This window comes from Halomonas shantousis, from assembly GCF_054654615.1.
The window spans coordinates 507,938-524,197 of sequence record NZ_BAAIER010000002.1 but is presented as its reverse complement, the minus strand read 5'-3'; the positions used below and the strand labels follow the sequence as shown (position 1 = coordinate 524,197).

Here is a 16,260-nt window from a genome sequence, read left to right as displayed (position 1 = left end):
CATTGTAACGTCCCGCTGCTGAGCGACGTAACTGGGCGTGAGGGATAGCAGTGCCACTTCGAGAATAGAGCAAAGGAACGACACGCCGATGGATAGAAGGGCAAAGATTGCCAGGAGAACCATGTAGCCTCAAGGTCGATAAGGGGGCACCTATTTGGTAGATGCCAGACAAACCTGTCAAGAGCGTATCGAATGTACCTGAATGTAACGCTCAACAATCCCAAGTTTCCTAATCATTGCTACACTCATGCAACGCACACATCCACCAAGGTAAGTGGTTGTCGCATCACTTGAAAATTTCAGTGAATATCGAAATAGATTCTATGATTTGCTGCCAGCGGCTTAGCAGAACGATGACTGCCCATTAGGAAAACTGATGATACTTTTACAAACACTTTTCATCCTGGGCCTGGCCCTAGTTCACGCTCTTGTTGTAAAACTCCTCACCTTGAAGGATATCCCACGTAGTGCCTGGCTCTCGTTTGCAGGTGGCGTTTCTGTCGCTTACGTCTTCATTCATATCTTTCCGGAGCTGGAGGAAGCGCAGCAAACCCTAGGCGAAAATGGCGCCATAACTTTTCTTGAACATCATGCTTATCTCGTTGCGCTTACAGGGCTCGCCACCTTTTATGGTCTGGAGCGCCTGGTCAAGCATCATCAGAGTACGGATAGGGAACACTCCTCAGCATCTGTCGACAAGACAAGGGGAGGAGTGTTCTGGCTGCATATCGGCTCTTTTGCTTTATACAATGCCTTGATTGGCTATTTACTGGTTTACCGGGAAGACACCCCCCTCGAAATGCTGTTCTTCTTCCTTGCCATGAGTTTTCATTTTCTGGTGAATGATCATGGACTATTACGGCACCACCGCGCCGCTTACCTGACGAAAGGTAGGTGGGTACTTTCACTGGCTGTCATCATCGGCTGGGGGATCGGGCTTGCTATACAAGTTAGCGAGGCTGCCACTAGCATGCTGTTCGCTTTCCTGGCGGGCGGTATCGTCCTCAATGTGTTGAAAGAGGAACTACCGGAGGAACGTCAGAGTCGTTTTTGGCCCTTCGCTTCTGGCGCTGCTGGCTATTCGATACTGTTGCTGACTACCTGAAAAACTTTACTGGCTGCACATGGCATTGCATATCGTCAAAGCCTAAAGAGACGCCACTGGGGAGACTGAGAGGAGCGCAACAGAAAACCGCCACCCGGCATGACCCGTAAGCGGCGGCTTTTCGTATCTTTCATGCCGGTGATAGGATTTGAACCTACGACCTACGCATTACGAATGCGTTGCTCTACCAGCTGAGCTACACCGGCGTGGCCACGATGATAGTCAGGAAGGGGCAGGCTAACAAGCCCCTTGAGGGCGCGGTTAACTTGCCAAGCAGTCTGTCTCTCCCCGTAGCGTCTCCCTTGCAGACTGCGTTCACGATGACTAGAGTGATGGCGTACGGTGAGCAGCGGCCAGGGAGTGGTCGCCGGTGTAAGGAAATGCGCGGTCAGGATGACCGAGGCGAAGGGAAGGAGATTGACGAGGCAGGACGCCATGGCAATCAAGGAACCTGAGGTCTTACCGTATTGAGCTCCAAGCTCATCGCCCGGCACATGCCGGGTCTTTTTTTGTTTGTATAACCTGTCTACAGAGCCGTTAGCGTCTGCGGCTTGTCTCTACCCCGTAATGCCACGCCGATGCAGTGCCTCGATGTCGGCATCGTCCAGCCCGAGCAGCTCCTTGAGTACTTCATGCGTGTGTTGTCCCAGCGTCGGGGGGGGAATATCGGCATTGAGCGCTTGTCCATCGAAACGCACAGGATTGCTGACCAGGGCCACCTGCTCGGCATCGGGATGCGCCATTGTCAGCGCCATGCCCCGGTGACGCACCTGCGGATCGTCGAAGACCCGATCCAGCGTGTTGATCGGCCCGCAGGGGACGCCCACCGCTTCCAGTCGGGCCAGCCAGTCGTCCGTGTTGCGTGTCGCCAGCCGTGCCGCCAGCTCCGGCACCAGTTGCGCGCGATGTTCGACCCGGGCGCTGTTGGTCGCAAAACGTGACTCTCGAGCCAGCTCGCCGCACTCGAGTACCTGGCATAGCCGCTGAAACTGGCCATCGTTACCCACGGCGAGAATCAGATGACCATCGCGCGTCGCGAAGGCCTGATAGGGCACGATATTGGGATGGGCATTTCCCATGCGCTGGGGCGCCTGTCCACTGGTCAGATAATTCAACGCCTGGTTGGCCAGTACCCCGACCTGCACGTCCATCAGCGCCAGGTCGATGTAGGCCCCCTCCCCCGTGGCGAGGCGCTGCCAGAGTGCCGCAAGGATGGCGTTGGTGGCGTAAAGCCCGGTGAAGATGTCCGCCACGGCAACGCCGACCTTCACCGGCCCTCCGCCCGGCTGCCCATCAGGCTCACCGGTCAGGCTCATCAAGCCTCCCATGGCCTGGATCATGAAGTCGTATCCGGCCCGCTGCGCATAGGGGCCGTCCTGGCCGAAGCCGGTGATCGAGCAGTAGATCAGCTCCGGCTTGATGGCCTTGAGACTCGCGTAATCCAGCCCGTAGGCCTTGAGCCCGCCAACCTTGAAGTTTTCGATCAGCACGTCGCACTGCGAGACCAACTGACGCACCAGGGCCTGGCCTTCGGCAGAAGCGAGATCCAGCGTGACCGATCGCTTGCCACGATTGGCGCTGAGAAAATAGGCCGACTCGTGTGAGCCGGCAAGCCAGGGCGGCCCCCAGGCCCGGGTATCATCTCCCGTGCCGGGGCGCTCGACCTTGATGACCTCGGCGCCCATGTCCGCCAGCTGCTGAGCGCACCAGGGCCCGGCCAGTACCCGGGACAGATCGAGTACCCGGATGCCCTGTAGCGGCTTACGTGTCGTCCCGGCCATCATGCGGCTCAATAGAAAGCCTGAATGCCGGTCTGGGCACGCCCCAGGATCAGCGCATGAATATCGTGCGTGCCTTCGTAGGTGTTGACCGTCTCGAGGTTGACCATATGCCGGATCACGCCGTACTCCTCGGAGATGCCGTTACCGCCGTGCATGTCGCGCGCATGGCGGGCAATGTCCAGCGCCTTGCCGGTATTGTTGCGCTTGATCAGCGAGATCATCTCGGGCGCACCCTGCTTGGCGTCCAGCAGGCGTCCGATCTGCAGACAGGCCTGCAATCCCAGCGTGATCTCGGTCTGCATGTTGGCGAGTTTGAGCTGGACCAACTGAGTGGCCGCCAGCGGACGTCCGAACTGCTGGCGATCCAGCGTGTACTGACGCGCCGCGTGCCAGCAGAACTCGGCAGCTCCCATCGCGCCCCAGGCGATGCCGTAGCGCGCCTTGTTGAGGCAGCCGAAGGGGCCGGCCAGACCGCTGACTTCCGGCAGGATGGCATCATCGGGGACGAAAACGTCCTCAAGCACGATCTCGCCGGTGATGGAGGCACGCAGCGATATCTTGCCGTGAATGGTCGGCGTGCTGAAGCCCTCGGCACCGCGTTCGACGATAAAGCCCTTGATTCGATTGTCATGCGCATCGGACTTGGCCCACACCACGGCGATATCGGCGATGGGGCTGTTGGTGATCCACATCTTCTGCCCGTTGAGGCGATAGCCACCGTCCACTTTGCGTGCGCGGGTGCGCATACCGCCGGGGTCGGAGCCGAAGTCCGGTTCGGTGAGGCCGAAACAGCCGACCATCTCGCCGCTGGCCAGCTTGGGCAGGTAACGCTGCTTCTGCTCTTCGCTGCCGTAGGCCTCGATCGGATGCATGACCAACGAGGACTGTACGCTCATCGCCGAGCGATAGCCGGAGTCGACCCGCTCCACTTCGCGGGCGATCAGACCATAGGCGACATGCCCCACACCGGCGCCACCGTACTGCTCGGCGACGGTGGAACCCAGCAACCCCATCTCGCCCATCTCGAGCAGAATCTCGCGATCGAAGCGCTCCTCGCGGAAGGCGCTGAGCACGCGCGGCTGCAGCTTCTCCTGGCAGTAGGCGTACGCCGCGTCCTGGATCTGACGTTCCTCATCGGTCAGCTGCTGGCTCAGCAGCAAGGGGTCGTCCCATTGAAATGCGCTCATGGCACCTTCCTTCTCATGTACGTGAATAATGTTTACCGGCCCGGCTACGGCGAAATCGCGCATCGATACTCCCTTCGGCTGTTCTCGTCAGGAGTAGAAGCGAATAAAAGGCTGACGCAAGGATAGTGCAGCCACTCTCTATTTATTACTATAAATAGGATAAAATAAGGCTCAATCACGACCTTAGTCTAAATAGATGCGCCAACGGCCTGCGGCGCGTCTCCAGCAGGAACTGCACCATGCCCCACGCCTTCGAAGGTATCGACAAGCCGCCACGGCTGAAGCGCTCGGACCAGATCGTCGACGCCGTGAAACGCTGGATCGTGCTCAGAGATCTGCAGCCCGGCGATAGGCTGCCCAACGAGAAAGCCCTGATGGAGCTTTTCGACTGCGCCAAGGGCACGGTGCGCGAGGCACTCAAGTCGCTCGAGGTGCAGGGACTGGTCAAGGTCCGCACCGGCCCCAATGGCGGCGCCGTGCTGGCCCAGGTGCCCTATCCGCTGGCCTCTCAACTGCTGCGCAACTACCTGCATTTCCAGCACCCCACCGGTCCCGACGTGTATCGGCTACGCAAGCTGGTGGAGCCGGAGCTGGCGGCGATGGCCGTCACGCATCTAAGCGAGGAGGATCTTAATGAACTGGAGCGCCTGACAGAGCGCTGCGCGCATGCCGCCAGTTCCTTCGAAGAGCGTCTCTCCCAGCGCATCGCCGAGTTGGACTTTCACAACGTGCTCGCCCAGCGCTGTCCCGATCCGCTGCTCAGCTTCATCGGACGCTTTCTCAACGACATGATCCGCGACCTGGTGATCTTCAAGAAGACTCGCCTACCCGAGCAGCTCGAGTTCTCCCAGGCCAACCTGCACGATCACCGTGCCCTGATTCAGGCGCTACGGGCCCGGGATACGGTCCGGGTCCGGCAGTTGATGGCAGAGCACATGGCCACGGCGGAGCACTTCAACATTGAACTCGAGGGCCAGCTCACCACGGGGTTACTGGCGACCGAGTCCTCCTAGCGCTGCCCGAAACGACGCGGCCGGCACCCCAGAGCGCCGGCCGGCCGTCATGCTTGTGCAGGAGTGATCAGAAGGGATATTGGCGCGGCTGGTGCTGCACGGTAATCCAGTGATCGGTAGTGAACTCGTCGATCGCCCAATCTCCATTGAAACGCCCGATGCCGGAGTTCTTCTCGCCACCAAAGGGCGCATTGGGCTCATCGTTGGTCGCCATGTCGTTGACGTGCGTCATTCCCGCCTGGACACGCTGGGCGAACTTCACGCCACGCTCCAGGTTGGTGGTGTAGACGGAGCTCGACAGCCCGTACTCGGTATCGTTGGCCAACTCCAGCGCATGCGCCTCGTCACGCGCCCGCTGGATGCCCACCAACGGGCCGAAGATCTCCTCGCTGGCGATTTCCATGTCCTGAGTGACGTCGCCGAAGATATGCGGCGGTATGACCTGCCCCTGGATCTCGCCTTCCAGCAGCACCTTGGCGCCATCCCGCTTGGCCTGTTCGATCTTGGCCTTGAGACCGTCGAGCTGCTTGGCGTTGACGATCGGCCCGATGACGGTCTTTTCGTCATCGGGATCGCCCACCGCCAAGGCCCTGGCGCGCTCGACAAAGCGCGACACGAACTCATCGTAACGGGATTCGTCGACGATGAGACGGTTGATCGCCATGCACACCTGCCCCTGATGCAGGAACTTGCCCGCTATCGCCCCATCGACGGCCTGATCCATATCGGCATCGTCGAGCACCACCAGGGGCCCATTGCCGCCCAGCTCCAACGCCACCTTCTTGATATAGTCGCCGCTGTTGGCGATCTTGCCGATGTTTTTCCCCACCGGAGTCGAGCCGGTAAAGGAGATGAGCTTGGGAACCGGATGCTCGACGAAGGCGTCGCCGATCTCGGAGCCCGGCCCGACGACGACGCTGAGCACGCCCTCGGGCAGGCCGGCTTCCTCGAAGATCTTGGCCAGCAGCAGCCCGCCGGTGATCGGTGTATCGCTGGCCGGCTTGATGACGACAGCATTGCCCACCGCCAGGGCTGGCGCCACGGAGCGTTGGGAGAGCTGCAACGGGAAGTTCCACGGGCTGATCACCCCGACCACTCCCAGCGGCTGACGATAGACGCGACTCTCCTTGCCGGGAATGCTGGAAGGCAGGATACGTCCATGCACCCGGCTGGGCAGGCTAGCCGCCTCCCGCGTCACCGCGCGCACCAGGTCCACTTCCAGCTGCGCCTTGAGCCTTGTGCTGCCTGCCTCGCGTATCAGCCAGTCGACGATCTCTTCCTTGCGCGCCTCGAGGATCCTCTCCGCCCGCAGCATGATCTCGGCACGCGCAGTGGGTCCCATGTCCGCCCACTCGGGCTGGGCCTTCTGCGCCCGGCGATACGCCGCGTCCATGTCCTCCCGGTTGGCCATTCGCAAGCTGACCAGCGTGCTCTGATCGTATGGATTCTGTACATCCAAGGTGCGCTCACTGCGTCCTTCACGCCATTCACCGGCCAGTGGCTGCAGGTGAAAGTTATCGTAACGTTCGCTCATGGTTCATCCTTTCGCTGGGTGCTGCGTCGATTCGCCCCGCCCCCACGGCCTTATCCCTCGCGTACCCGGTAGCCTCGTCATGCCCGTCATTCCTGGCCTCGCTTGGGCCGGGACCGCCGGTCAACGACACGGCACTTAGCCATGCGGCCCGTACGTTATCTTCGACAGGGATCGTTGCCTGTAGACTACTGCATCTTCCGTCACGCTCGCCGAGCACACGGTAGCAGGCGGCCTCGAGGTGCGGTGTGTCCATATCTTCATTCAGGGTAGCCGACACTCGTGTCACGTCATCTCTTTAGCCGGACAACCACGATTAATTTTTCCTCATGTAGTCATTGTCCCGCTCGATGGCTGACGTATTCTCCCTGTCGCGGCAGACCTTACCGTTATTTTTGCTCTCACAAGCTCAACGGAGCGGTAAATTCGGCATCCCTGCGCACATAACTCTTCTACCTTTATTCAGGCGAATGGCTGGCTTGTGTCAGGCATTGCATTGTGGCGGGGATCATCAAACACAGGGATTCCTGCCATGAGGTATCAGCGAGCGAAAGGCAACGGCAGCTAATCCAAGCAGAAAGGGAGGCCTTATGGTCAATAAATTCGCGCTTATCTTCGGTATCATCTACACCCTTGTCGGGATCCTCGGCTTCATTCCGGGCCTTGTGACGATGCCGCAGATGACGGGGGATATGGCGGTCGATATGGGACACGGCCGGCTGCTGGGCATCTTTCCGGTCAATTTCCTGCACAACCTGGTTCACCTGGCAGTAGGCATCTGGGGGATCGTCGCTGCAAAGCGTTTTGCATCAGCCGTTTTCTATGCGAAGGCTAATACGGTACTGTTTGCGCTATTGGCCATTCTGGGACTGTTTCCCGTCACCAACACCCTGTTCGGACTCACGCCGCTCTACGGCAACGATATCTGGTTGCATATCCTCAATGCCGTAGTCGCCGGGTACTTCGGCTTCGGCCCTCCCGCCCGCACCGGAGCCGAGCCGATGAAGCATCGTCCTCAATAAACCGGTAAGCCGTCAGAGAGGGCAATAAACGAAAAGAAGGGGACGGATGTCCCCTTCTTTTTCGATTCACCGTGTCTAGCCGAGACAGGCCTAGCGTGTGGTAATTGATGTAGCCACGCTCGTCGCCCCATAGAAGGTGCTCGAATCCCCTTCGTTCAGCGCAGCGCCTTGGCGAAAGCGCTTGATGCATCCAGCCATGCCACTGGCATAGCAGACCCCGAGTACATCATTACGCTGCCTTTTTAGGCGCACGGTTCAGGACGGGTAACGCGCAAAAAAAACGCCCCGCAGGGGATACGGGGCGAATTAAAAGTTCGGATTAGGGGGCTTCCCTGGCGGTCATGACATCCTGTCGTGATGTGCCTTCTCTGCCCCATGCAGGCCATCCTGGCCAAGAGCTTCCTTGCTCACGCGATCATCCTGATCACGATCATTCGCTAGCAAGGTTAATGAACTCGTCGAATCATGTCAACGAATCATTATGGGTAAATGCCAAATGGATAAACTAATTTTATTTAACCCGACGCCGCACAACTAAAAATATGCCCCGCAGGCTTCCCATTACGGCAGTGGAAGCCCTTTTCAGCCAGACTCAAGCAACCCTCGCACCACGAGACAGCACTTCCTTCTGGACGATTCGATCAGAACGCTGTCTTTCAAGGTAAAACGATACGGCAGCGACAGGAGCGCTGGATGGACGATAAAGCGCAAGGAAGAGAGCCGAACGATGCCGGTCTTGGCAACGATCCGATCGCCTTTTTCGGCTGGAAGATCAGAAGAAAGATCGCGGCGAGCCTCGTGACCGCCAGCTTCATGCTGCTGGGCTTCGTGTTTCTCTTTACCGGCTACCTGGAGGGCGGCGCCTTCGTTAGCATGCTGACGCTAGCGCTTGGCACCGGGGCGATTGTCCTGGTCTGGAACCGTATCGAACAGTTCACGCTGTTCGGCAGCGAGATCAAACTACATCGTCTGACCAGAGACGCCGAGAAGCTGCTGGCAGGACTGGATGAAGGCCAGGTCACCCTGTACCGCACCGCCCTGGATCTCGCTCAGCAAGCCTCTCGCAGCGTTGCTCCCAGCCACCTCCTCCATGACAGTGCTACGAGCGACGTGCTTACGCTTCTCCAGGCAATCGAGCGTGCCGGCTTACTGGAGCGACTGGCGGACGAGGCCTTCTCGGCGACCGAGACGGCTATTCAGAGCAGAAGCGAAAGACTGCTCTCTCGGGAAAGCCCCCTGCACAGCGCTATTCGCGAAGCCGGCTCGCAGGCTCCCGAAGACATTCCCGCGATCTATGACCGCTGGCTAGCCGAAGCCAACGGCCAGCCAACCGTAGCTGGGCATACCGTCCTGGATCGTTCTGTCGCAGAGATACGCGAGCTACTTCGCTACAAGCGCAAGATGGAGGCGATGCGACACGACACATCCCTCTAATTGGTCATTCTTTCGCCTTGATGCTTCACCGAGCATCCATTAACAAAGCATCTCCACCCTTCTGTCTGCATGATTGATTTTCATGCGCTTCAAATGGACGCCGGCCACTTCGCAAGCTTGGTCAAGAATCCTGTCCCGCTTCACCCTGTCGGCCTGCTCATGACTCGAGTCGTCCAGTTCCAATGCGCAGAAAACACGAAAGTCATCTTTCTCGCACAAGACATAATCGAAGTGCCACTGCGATAATTGCCGAAACAGTGAGGTATATTCCTTACTTCTTCGCGGGTATTTCTGCGTATTCGGCTGGATCAGATCAACGACGCGGACTTGGCTGAAGATGTAGTACCGATCGCCATAGCGCCGCTCCAGCACTTTATAGATGTCACGTTCGCTAGAGGACATCAGGTGCGTTTCGCTTACATAGGCGTCGCCCAGATCCATGAGCTCCTCGGCGTAATTCCGGTCCGGCTTCGCTCTGGGCGGGGATACAGGAGAGGGATCATGGAAGGCCCGCCCAGCAGCGATGGCGTTCCTGCCGGTCTGCGGCTTACCGGTTCCGAAGGGGACTCGGCTGTTCAAGCCCTCGCCCGCCCTCTTATGCGTCCGCTTCGCAGCAGCTACAATGATTAGCTGCTCGGTTCCGCTTCTCTTCCCGCCTGGCCTAAGCGCCTTGCAGATCCGCTTGATCAATATCCCCGCCACGGCAGATATCAAAAATAGCAACAGCCATTTAAAGGCTGTCGAATGTTCAAGCAGAAACCAGAAGTCAACGTAAGGCACTTTTTTTCCTTATATTAGTTATATAAGTTATTTTGAGCCTGTTCCCGCCTCCCTAGCCTATAGCTATCCGCAATACGCTTGGCTAATCCTTAGCCCTCACAAGGGTACAGCCATGCACTGGTGAACCAGGCTCTCCGTCTACCAAGGGAAAATACCACAACTCACCACCGCGAGCAGGTACGCCCTCGTGGTGGATCACCTGGAGAAGCTACCAGGAACCAAACGCTGGCCAATGGACAAAAAGTGGACACGCACAAAAAAAGCCGCTCGATGGCGACTTTCTGATATGAGGTAACGCTTTATTTTTTCTAACTTACCCATGGTGCCGGCACCAGGAGTCGAACCCGGGACCTACTGATTACAAGTCAGTTGCTCTACCAACTGAGCTATGCCGGCAAGGGCAACGCTTGAAATGCATGTTGGCGATGGCTGGGGTACCAGGATTCGAACCTGGGAATGCCGATACCAAAAACCGGTGCCTTACCACTTGGCGATACCCCAGCAGTGTGGTGGCCAGAGACGGAATCGAACCGCCGACACGGGGATTTTCAATCCCCTGCTCTACCGACTGAGCTATCTGGCCGCTGCCAACGGGGACATATTTAACTAGAAAGCCTCGGAGCGGTCAAGCCTTTTTATTTCAAAAACATGCCGCTCTCGAATCAGGCCGGTTAGCGTCCTTCGGAAGGCGGCACGTAACCCTCCGCCTGGTCGGTGTCACGGTTGTCCAGAAAGCGTTCCATCTGTTCCATGAGATAGGCACGAGACTCGGGATCGAGCAGGTTGAGATGCTTTTCATTGATCAGTCGCGTCTGCAGCGCCTGCCACTCCTCCCATGCCTGCTTGGAGACGTTATCCTGCAGCTCCTTGCCTTTGGCGCCGGGTAGCGGCGGAAACGCCAGTCCTTCCATCTCGCGTTGATACTTGCGACAGAATACGGTGCGGCTCATAGGATGTTTTCCTCTTGGGAAGTAGTGACATGGAGTTGCGACAGGCTATCCAGCAGCTTCTTGACCGGTGCCGCCAGGCCAATACTGGCAGGCGCCGCCGGGTCATACCACTGCTGTCCGGTTTCGGCGACCTGCATGATGCCGACCTCAAGCCTTGCGGGCCTGGGCGTGATCAGCAGACGAAAGTGACTGAAGGTATGGGCGAAAGGCGACCAGGCCTTCTCCAGCCGAGCCTCGGGGTGATGCAGCGCCAGCCAGTCGCGCAGCCCTGCGTCGTCATCGAACTGAGGGAAGCACCATAGCCCGCCCCATAGGCCGCTCGGCGGTCGCTGCTCAAGCAGCACGCGTCCCTCATGATCCGACAAGAGCAGCATCCGGGTCTGGCGTTCCGGCAGTGTCTTGCGCGGCTTGGCCTCGGGAAAGCGTCTCTCTTCCCCGCGCCGATGCGCCACGCAGACATCCGCAAAGGGGCACAGCAGGCAACTCGGCTTGCCACGTGTACAGAGGGTGGCACCCAGATCCATCATCGCCTGGGTATAGTCAGGCATTCTCACGTGCGGCGTATAGCGTTCGGCGAGTTCCCATAGGCCGCGCTCCACTGCCGGGCGTCCGGGCCAGCCCTCCACGGCGTGCAGGCGCGCCAGAACGCGCTTGACGTTGCCATCGAGAATGGGCGCGCGGGCCCCGGTGCTGATACTGATGATCGCACCGGCCGTGGAACGCCCGATCCCCGGCAACGCGGCGAGCGCCTCGACGCTTTCGACGGGAAACTTGCCGCCGTGCTCCTCTACGACGACCTGTGCCGCCTTGTGCAAGTTGCGCGCCCGAGCGTAGTAGCCCAGCCCCGTCCACAAGTGCAATACCTCGTCCTGCTCCGCGGCGGCCAGTGCCTGCACGTCGGGAAAGCGGGCCATGAAGCGCTCGTAGTAGGGAATCACCGTGGCGACCTGGGTCTGCTGCAACATGATTTCGGACAACCAGACACGATAGGGCGTCTTGTCGTGCTGCCAGGGCAACGTCTTGCGACCATGCACGTCAAACCAGTCGAATAGGCGTTGACGAAACGCCTCCGGCGTGAGGGAAATAGCCTGCATACCGCTTGTCACGACCTCCTGAGTCAAGAGCCTGGTGGCGCCTGCCAGTCGCCTGAATAACGGATCCAGGCATAAAAAAGCGCCGACTCTCGTCGGCGCAGGGACTGGCTTAGGGCTTTGCTCAATTGAATAGACCACGCAGCGTATTGCGAAGTTCCTCGGTAGTGCCTTCGCCGAGGCGTTCATCGATCTTTTTCGCCGTATCGCCACCCAGCCGCTTGTCGAGTTCCCTGTCGACGCGCTCCGAAGCCTTGCGCGAAGCCTCGTCACGCGCCAGTTCCGTCAGCACGTTCTGGAAGGCCTGGCGATCAAAGGCGCACCATTGGCCAGGCGCTTCATTCAGGTTCCCTTCGCAATGCACCGGGACCCGCACGCGCTCGAGACGCGGGTTGACCTTGCAGGCCTCCTCATCGGCAGTGTCGATGAAACGCGCAAAGGCATCGTAGTCAAGTCGCTCGGTGACCAGATTCACGCTGCCCTCGCCAGTCAGCTCGATGCCGGGAATGCGGATCGTCAGATCGTCATTCTGTGCCACGCCGTTCACTACCCGGACGCTGGCGGCAATCTGATCGAAGGCCGTATCCTCGCTCCACTCGCGTGTCGATTCGCGTCCTTCGAGCATTGCTACCGTCGTGCACATCTCGCGCGAAACGTTGACGTCGAGCATGGCGCCATCGTCGATACGCAGCGACGCATTGCCGTTGAGATTACGGACCAGCGTATCGAGGGTGTTGGTACGTGACGTGAATTCGCCTTCCAGGGTGAGACGACCGCGCAGCGGCGAGGCTTCACCGGTGGCATCCTGATACAGCGGTGCGATATCCACCTCCCGCAACTGCTCGCTGAATGCCAGGCGAACCGGCTCCTGGCGTACGTCCACGCTGGCGGTGGCGGCGAGGGTGCCGTCATAGAGCTTGGCGTCCAGTTTATCGATCCGGTGGCGCCCATCCGCGCCGGAGGCCGTCAGAGCGACATCGCTAAGCGTCAGCCCCTTGACCTTGAGCTGTTCGAGCGCCAGTTTCCCCTCCAGCGTCAGGGTCTGCAGCAGCTCGATCGGCAATAGCGCTTCCGCCTCCTCTTCCGCCGCATAGGCGGACGGGACGGCCGGTACGATGGCTGCAGTGTCAGCCGACTCGCCCTCTGCATCGGACGACGGCAGATAGGCATCGAGATCGAGGCGTTCGCCCTGCAGGTCGAACGCCAACGACTGACCACCAAAGCCCGCACCCAGACGGCCGGTGAAGGTGGAACCGTCCAGCAGGAGGCTGAGATTGGTCAGCGTCGCTTGCGTCAGATCACCACGCAGTGGGCTGGTCAGCGCCAAGTCGGTGAGTGCCGTATCGCTGCCAGTATCGACCGCCACGCCGAAGCGCGCGAGCCAGGCACGCAGCGACATCGGTGCAAGCTTCACCTGGCCGGAATACTGCGGCGTCTCCAGCAGGTCGGTAAAGCTCACCGATCCGGACAGACGCAGGTTATCCGCCCCGCTGAGCAATACGTCACGCAACTGCGCCGTCTGTTCCGCGAGATCGGCATTCCCGGCAAAGCTCAGCGTCAGCGCCAAGGGAGGCTGTTGTATCTGCGGATGCGTCACGCTGGCATCGAAGCGGGCACCGTCGAGGCTGTACAACTGCTCCCCGGTATCCGCCACCAGACTGTCGGCCTGGAAATTCAGCCCCTGGGGCTGGTCGGACAGCTCGGGCATCACCGTCTGCGAGTCCAGTGTCACATTGTCGAACGTATACCGGCCGTTCGACAGCCCCAGGCGGACCCTGCTGGCGAAATCGACGTGACTGTTAAGGTTCGGCTCGGCACTGGTGACATCGAAAGAGAGCGCCAACGGAAAAGCCCGTTCGGGATTGACATTGGTGCCCTCTACCGTCAGGTCGGTGAACGTGAGGTCCAGCCCCAGTTGCCGGTCCACGTAATTGACGCGGCTATCGCGCACTTGCACGCTGGCGATATCCAGTGCCACCGGCAGACTGTCGGCATCATTACCCAATCCCGGCCCGGCACTGGCGGGAGCCAGCACATCCTCGGCCTCTTCGCCGCGACCCTCCATGTGCTCGAGCAGCGCCTCCCAGTTGCCGCGCCCCTGCTCGTCGCGCTCGAGATTGAGACGCATGCCATCCAGGGTCAGGCCATCCACGGCCACCTCTCCGGAGAGTAGCGGGGCGAAGGCCATGCTGACCGCCGCACTGTCGAAAGCGGCAAACGGCGCCTCCTCGAGAGGCTGGTCGGGCAGCCAGGCTTCGGCCTGCTCGACACTGACGCCGATACGCGGATAGAACGACCAGGACAGCGGCCCCTCGAGTTGAAGCTCGAGCCCCGTCTGGCTGCGCACCGCCTCTACCAGGCGGGGCTTGAGATCGTTGGGATCGAAAAAGGTGGTGATATACACCACCGCGCCAACGACGAGCAGGGCCAGGACCCCGATCACCGCCAGCAGCGTTCTTACCAGCGCTTTCATCCGCGTCCTCCGTGTGGCGCTAACGGGTCGTATTCGAAGTAGCCGCCTCGCTCATCGAGGCGATAGCCCAGGCGCGAGAGCAGCAACTGGTCTCCCATCATCAGGGCCTCGGCAGGTACGCGAAGGGCAATGCTAGCGTCACGAGCCTCTTTCGCGATCAGCGACAACAGCCGGGACCCCACTCCGCGACGCCGGGTCGTGGTTCTCACGCAGAAATGCGACAGCCACCAGACGTCCGGTTCGCGGCGTGCAGCGACCGCCCCTAGCCGCCGATCATTGAAATGGGCGCAGCAGAACGTGCCGCCCTGTTCGAGATGGTCGCGAATGAAATCATCGGGGGCTGCCGGCAGGCGCTCCGGCGATGCATCATGATAGATTCGCGATAGATCCAATGCGATTTGCGCGTCCGCTGCCCACCGCGCGTGATCGACTTCCTGCAAGGTCACCGGCATGCCGTCAAGTCTCCTGTCGCCGGGACGGCGAAACATGGCCGCCCGTCATTGCCCGGCATTGTAGCGGATGGCCTAGCCGATTCTCTATAATGGCGGGTCTGGGTGAGGCGCGGAAGGTGCCGCCGCCACCCTCCCGACGACACGATCAAGCCGCTGGAGAGCCAACATGTCCGAGCGTATCGCCACGGTGTCGCGCGACACCTCCGAAACCCGGATTTCGGTACGCGTGAACCTCGACGGCCAGGGCCGTCTCCAATGCGAGACGGGTGTGCCCTTTCTCGACCACATGCTCGACCAGGTGGCACGCCACGGGCTGATCGATCTCGATATCGAGGCCAAGGGCGATCTGCACATCGACGATCACCATACCGTGGAGGATCTGGGCATTACGCTGGGGCAGGCCTTCGCTCAGGCAATCGGCGACAAGCGCGGTATCCGTCGCTATGGGCACGCCTACGTACCGCTGGATGAGGCGCTTTCCAGAGTGGTCGTCGACTTTTCCGGCCGCCCCGGCCTGTTCATGGATGTCGAATTCACCCGCGCCGTCATCGGCCGCCTCGATACCCAGCTGTTCTGGGAGTTCTTCCAGGGCTTCGTCAATCACGCCCGGGTCACGCTGCACATCGACAATCTGAAAGGGTTCAATGCCCATCACCAGGCGGAAACCATCTTCAAGGCATTCGGCCGCGCCCTGCGCATGGCCGTCGAGCCGGACCCGCGCATGGCGGGACAAATGCCTTCCACCAAGGGCAGCCTGTAACCCGGCGCCCGAAAGGACAAGGAGCGAGCATGACGATCGCCGTTATCGATTATGGCATGGGCAATCTGCACTCCGTGGCCAAGGCGCTGGAGCATGTCACCCATGAGCACGTGGTGGTCACCCGTGATGCTCGCGAGATTCGCGGTGCCACCCGACTGGTCCTGCCCGGCCAGGGCGCGATCCGCGACTGCATGGGCGAACTCGAGCGCACCGAGCTCAAGGGCGTCGTGCTCGATCTGCTCACCGCTCAGGCCAAGCCGCTGCTGGGCATCTGCGTCGGCCAGCAGATGCTGATGGACAAGAGCGAGGAGAGTGGCGGCGTGGCATGCCTGGGCTTCATGCCCGGCACGGTCCGCCACTTCGGACAGGACCTGCGCGACGCCGAGGGGCAACGCCTCAAGGTGCCGCACATGGGCTGGAACCATGTCGTCCAGCACCATGCCCACCCGCTGTGGGCCGGCATCGAGGATGCCTCGCGCTTCTACTTCGTGCACAGCTACTACGTCGAGGCACGCGACGAGGCCGACATTCTGGGCGTTACCGAGTACGGCGGTGTTCAGGCCCATGTCGCGACCGGCCGCGGCCCGGTATTCGCCGTGCAGTTCCACCCCGAGAAAAGCGCCGGTGCCGGGCTGCGACTGCTCGAGAACTTCGTCACCTGGTCGCCCTGAGCTTCCCGAC

The 16,260-nt window shown here is 60.2% G+C and carries 14 protein-coding genes, 4 tRNA genes and 1 pseudogene; 6 read left to right on the top strand and 13 right to left on the bottom strand.

Going from position 1 to position 16,260, the window contains the following annotated elements; genetic code table 11:
• Positions 1 to 9 precede the first annotated feature (9 nt).
• Positions 10 to 123, bottom strand: a pseudogene (locus tag ACYQ12_RS03175) (CNNM domain-containing protein); the annotation flags it as partial.
• Positions 124 to 376: 253 nt separating this feature from the next.
• Here ACYQ12_RS03175 and ACYQ12_RS03170 point away from each other — a divergent pair.
• Positions 377 to 1,105 (top strand): hypothetical protein, encoded by a 729-nt coding sequence (locus ACYQ12_RS03170; RefSeq protein ID WP_459867579.1) that lies wholly within the window; start codon positions 377 to 379, stop codon positions 1,103 to 1,105.
• A 133-nt stretch (positions 1,106 to 1,238) separates the two neighbouring features.
• Here the strand turns inward: ACYQ12_RS03170 and ACYQ12_RS03165 are convergent.
• From ACYQ12_RS03165 to ACYQ12_RS03155, 3 genes are all read right to left on the bottom strand, one after another.
• A tRNA-Thr gene (locus tag ACYQ12_RS03165) sits at positions 1,239 to 1,311 on the bottom strand.
• A 351-nt stretch (positions 1,312 to 1,662) separates the two neighbouring features.
• Complete coding sequence (locus ACYQ12_RS03160; protein WP_459874456.1) at positions 1,663 to 2,889, bottom strand: CaiB/BaiF CoA transferase family protein; 1,227 nt, start codon at positions 2,887 to 2,889, stop codon at positions 1,663 to 1,665.
• A gap of 5 nt (positions 2,890 to 2,894) precedes the next feature.
• Positions 2,895 to 4,073, bottom strand: a complete 1,179-nt coding sequence (locus ACYQ12_RS03155; protein WP_459867576.1) for an acyl-CoA dehydrogenase — start codon at positions 4,071 to 4,073, stop codon at positions 2,895 to 2,897.
• 239 nt (positions 4,074 to 4,312) lie between these two features.
• Here ACYQ12_RS03155 and ACYQ12_RS03150 point away from each other — a divergent pair, with 239 nt between their 5' ends.
• On the top strand, positions 4,313 to 5,086 hold the full coding sequence (locus ACYQ12_RS03150) for a FadR/GntR family transcriptional regulator (RefSeq protein WP_459867573.1): 774 nt from the start codon (positions 4,313 to 4,315) through the stop codon (positions 5,084 to 5,086).
• A 67-nt stretch (positions 5,087 to 5,153) separates the two neighbouring features.
• Here the strand turns inward: ACYQ12_RS03150 and ACYQ12_RS03145 are convergent, their stop codons facing one another.
• A complete protein-coding gene (locus ACYQ12_RS03145) occupies positions 5,154 to 6,620 on the bottom strand; it encodes an aldehyde dehydrogenase family protein (protein WP_459867570.1) in 1,467 nt (488 codons plus the stop codon).
• 587 nt (positions 6,621 to 7,207) lie between these two features.
• Between ACYQ12_RS03145 and ACYQ12_RS03140 the strand changes: the two genes are divergently transcribed.
• Both ACYQ12_RS03140 and ACYQ12_RS03135 read left to right on the top strand, forming a co-directional pair.
• Entirely contained in the window at positions 7,208 to 7,639 is a 432-nt protein-coding gene (locus ACYQ12_RS03140; RefSeq protein ID WP_459867568.1) for a DUF4383 domain-containing protein, read from the top strand.
• A gap of 693 nt (positions 7,640 to 8,332) precedes the next feature.
• Positions 8,333 to 9,073, top strand: a complete 741-nt coding sequence (locus ACYQ12_RS03135; protein WP_459867565.1) for a hypothetical protein — start codon at positions 8,333 to 8,335, stop codon at positions 9,071 to 9,073.
• Positions 9,074 to 9,112: 39 nt separating this feature from the next.
• Here ACYQ12_RS03135 and ACYQ12_RS03130 read toward each other — a convergent pair whose 3' ends face one another.
• From ACYQ12_RS03130 to ACYQ12_RS03095, 8 genes are all read right to left on the bottom strand, one after another.
• The gene (locus ACYQ12_RS03130) at positions 9,113 to 9,853 is read right to left on the bottom strand and encodes a DUF2726 domain-containing protein (protein ID WP_459867562.1); all 741 of its coding nucleotides are present in this window, start codon (positions 9,851 to 9,853) and stop codon (positions 9,113 to 9,115) included.
• A 320-nt stretch (positions 9,854 to 10,173) separates the two neighbouring features.
• A tRNA-Thr gene (locus tag ACYQ12_RS03125) sits at positions 10,174 to 10,249 on the bottom strand.
• Between the two features lie 30 nt (positions 10,250 to 10,279).
• Positions 10,280 to 10,354: transfer RNA gene (locus ACYQ12_RS03120), tRNA-Gln, on the bottom strand.
• Between the two features lie 6 nt (positions 10,355 to 10,360).
• A tRNA-Phe gene (locus ACYQ12_RS03115) sits at positions 10,361 to 10,436 on the bottom strand.
• Positions 10,437 to 10,524: 88 nt separating this feature from the next.
• On the bottom strand, positions 10,525 to 10,803 hold the full coding sequence (locus ACYQ12_RS03110) for an oxidative damage protection protein (RefSeq protein ID WP_459867559.1): 279 nt from the start codon (positions 10,801 to 10,803) through the stop codon (positions 10,525 to 10,527).
• Positions 10,800 to 11,897, bottom strand: coding sequence for an A/G-specific adenine glycosylase (gene mutY / locus ACYQ12_RS03105; RefSeq protein ID WP_459867556.1), 1,098 nt, complete (start codon positions 11,895 to 11,897; stop codon positions 10,800 to 10,802). Before mutY ends, ACYQ12_RS03110 begins: the two co-directional genes overlap by 4 nt.
• Positions 11,898 to 12,018: 121 nt before the next feature.
• Positions 12,019 to 14,367: an AsmA family protein gene (locus ACYQ12_RS03100; protein WP_459867553.1), complete on the bottom strand. Its 2,349-nt coding sequence runs from the start codon at positions 14,365 to 14,367 to the stop codon at positions 12,019 to 12,021.
• Complete coding sequence (locus ACYQ12_RS03095) at positions 14,364 to 14,855, bottom strand: acetyl-CoA sensor PanZ family protein (RefSeq protein WP_459867550.1); 492 nt, start codon at positions 14,853 to 14,855, stop codon at positions 14,364 to 14,366. Before ACYQ12_RS03095 ends, ACYQ12_RS03100 begins: the two co-directional genes overlap by 4 nt.
• A 130-nt stretch (positions 14,856 to 14,985) precedes the next feature.
• Between ACYQ12_RS03095 and hisB the strand changes: the two genes are divergently transcribed.
• Positions 14,986 to 15,579 carry an imidazoleglycerol-phosphate dehydratase HisB gene (gene hisB, locus ACYQ12_RS03090; protein WP_459867547.1) on the top strand — a complete coding sequence of 198 codons (594 nt, stop codon included), beginning with the start codon at positions 14,986 to 14,988 and terminating at the stop codon, positions 15,577 to 15,579.
• Between the two features lie 29 nt (positions 15,580 to 15,608).
• Positions 15,609 to 16,250 carry an imidazole glycerol phosphate synthase subunit HisH gene (hisH, locus tag ACYQ12_RS03085; protein ID WP_459867544.1) on the top strand — a complete coding sequence of 214 codons (642 nt, stop codon included), beginning with the start codon at positions 15,609 to 15,611 and terminating at the stop codon, positions 16,248 to 16,250.
• Positions 16,251 to 16,260: the final 10 nt, after the last annotated feature.

What these genes read in the sequence shown, in the direction of transcription:
- ACYQ12_RS03170 (WP_459867579.1), top strand. Translation starts at nt 377, where the DNA reads ATGATACTTTTACAAACACTTTTCATCCTGGGCCTGGCCCTAGTTCAC.
- ACYQ12_RS03160 (WP_459874456.1), bottom strand. Translation starts at nt 2,889, where the DNA reads ATGATGGCCGGGACGACACGTAAGCCGCTACAGGGCATCCGGGTACTC.
- ACYQ12_RS03155 (WP_459867576.1), bottom strand. Translation starts at nt 4,073, where the DNA reads ATGAGCGCATTTCAATGGGACGACCCCTTGCTGCTGAGCCAGCAGCTG.
- ACYQ12_RS03150 (WP_459867573.1), top strand. Translation starts at nt 4,313, where the DNA reads ATGCCCCACGCCTTCGAAGGTATCGACAAGCCGCCACGGCTGAAGCGC.
- ACYQ12_RS03145 (WP_459867570.1), bottom strand. Translation starts at nt 6,620, where the DNA reads ATGAGCGAACGTTACGATAACTTTCACCTGCAGCCACTGGCCGGTGAA.
- ACYQ12_RS03140 (WP_459867568.1), top strand. Translation starts at nt 7,208, where the DNA reads ATGGTCAATAAATTCGCGCTTATCTTCGGTATCATCTACACCCTTGTC.
- ACYQ12_RS03135 (WP_459867565.1), top strand. Translation starts at nt 8,333, where the DNA reads ATGGACGATAAAGCGCAAGGAAGAGAGCCGAACGATGCCGGTCTTGGC.
- ACYQ12_RS03110 (WP_459867559.1), bottom strand. Translation starts at nt 10,803, where the DNA reads ATGAGCCGCACCGTATTCTGTCGCAAGTATCAACGCGAGATGGAAGGA.
- mutY (WP_459867556.1), bottom strand. Translation starts at nt 11,897, where the DNA reads ATGCAGGCTATTTCCCTCACGCCGGAGGCGTTTCGTCAACGCCTATTC.
- ACYQ12_RS03100 (WP_459867553.1), bottom strand. Translation starts at nt 14,367, where the DNA reads ATGAAAGCGCTGGTAAGAACGCTGCTGGCGGTGATCGGGGTCCTGGCC.
- ACYQ12_RS03095 (WP_459867550.1), bottom strand. Translation starts at nt 14,855, where the DNA reads ATGTTTCGCCGTCCCGGCGACAGGAGACTTGACGGCATGCCGGTGACC.
- hisB (WP_459867547.1), top strand. Translation starts at nt 14,986, where the DNA reads ATGTCCGAGCGTATCGCCACGGTGTCGCGCGACACCTCCGAAACCCGG.
- hisH (WP_459867544.1), top strand. Translation starts at nt 15,609, where the DNA reads ATGACGATCGCCGTTATCGATTATGGCATGGGCAATCTGCACTCCGTG.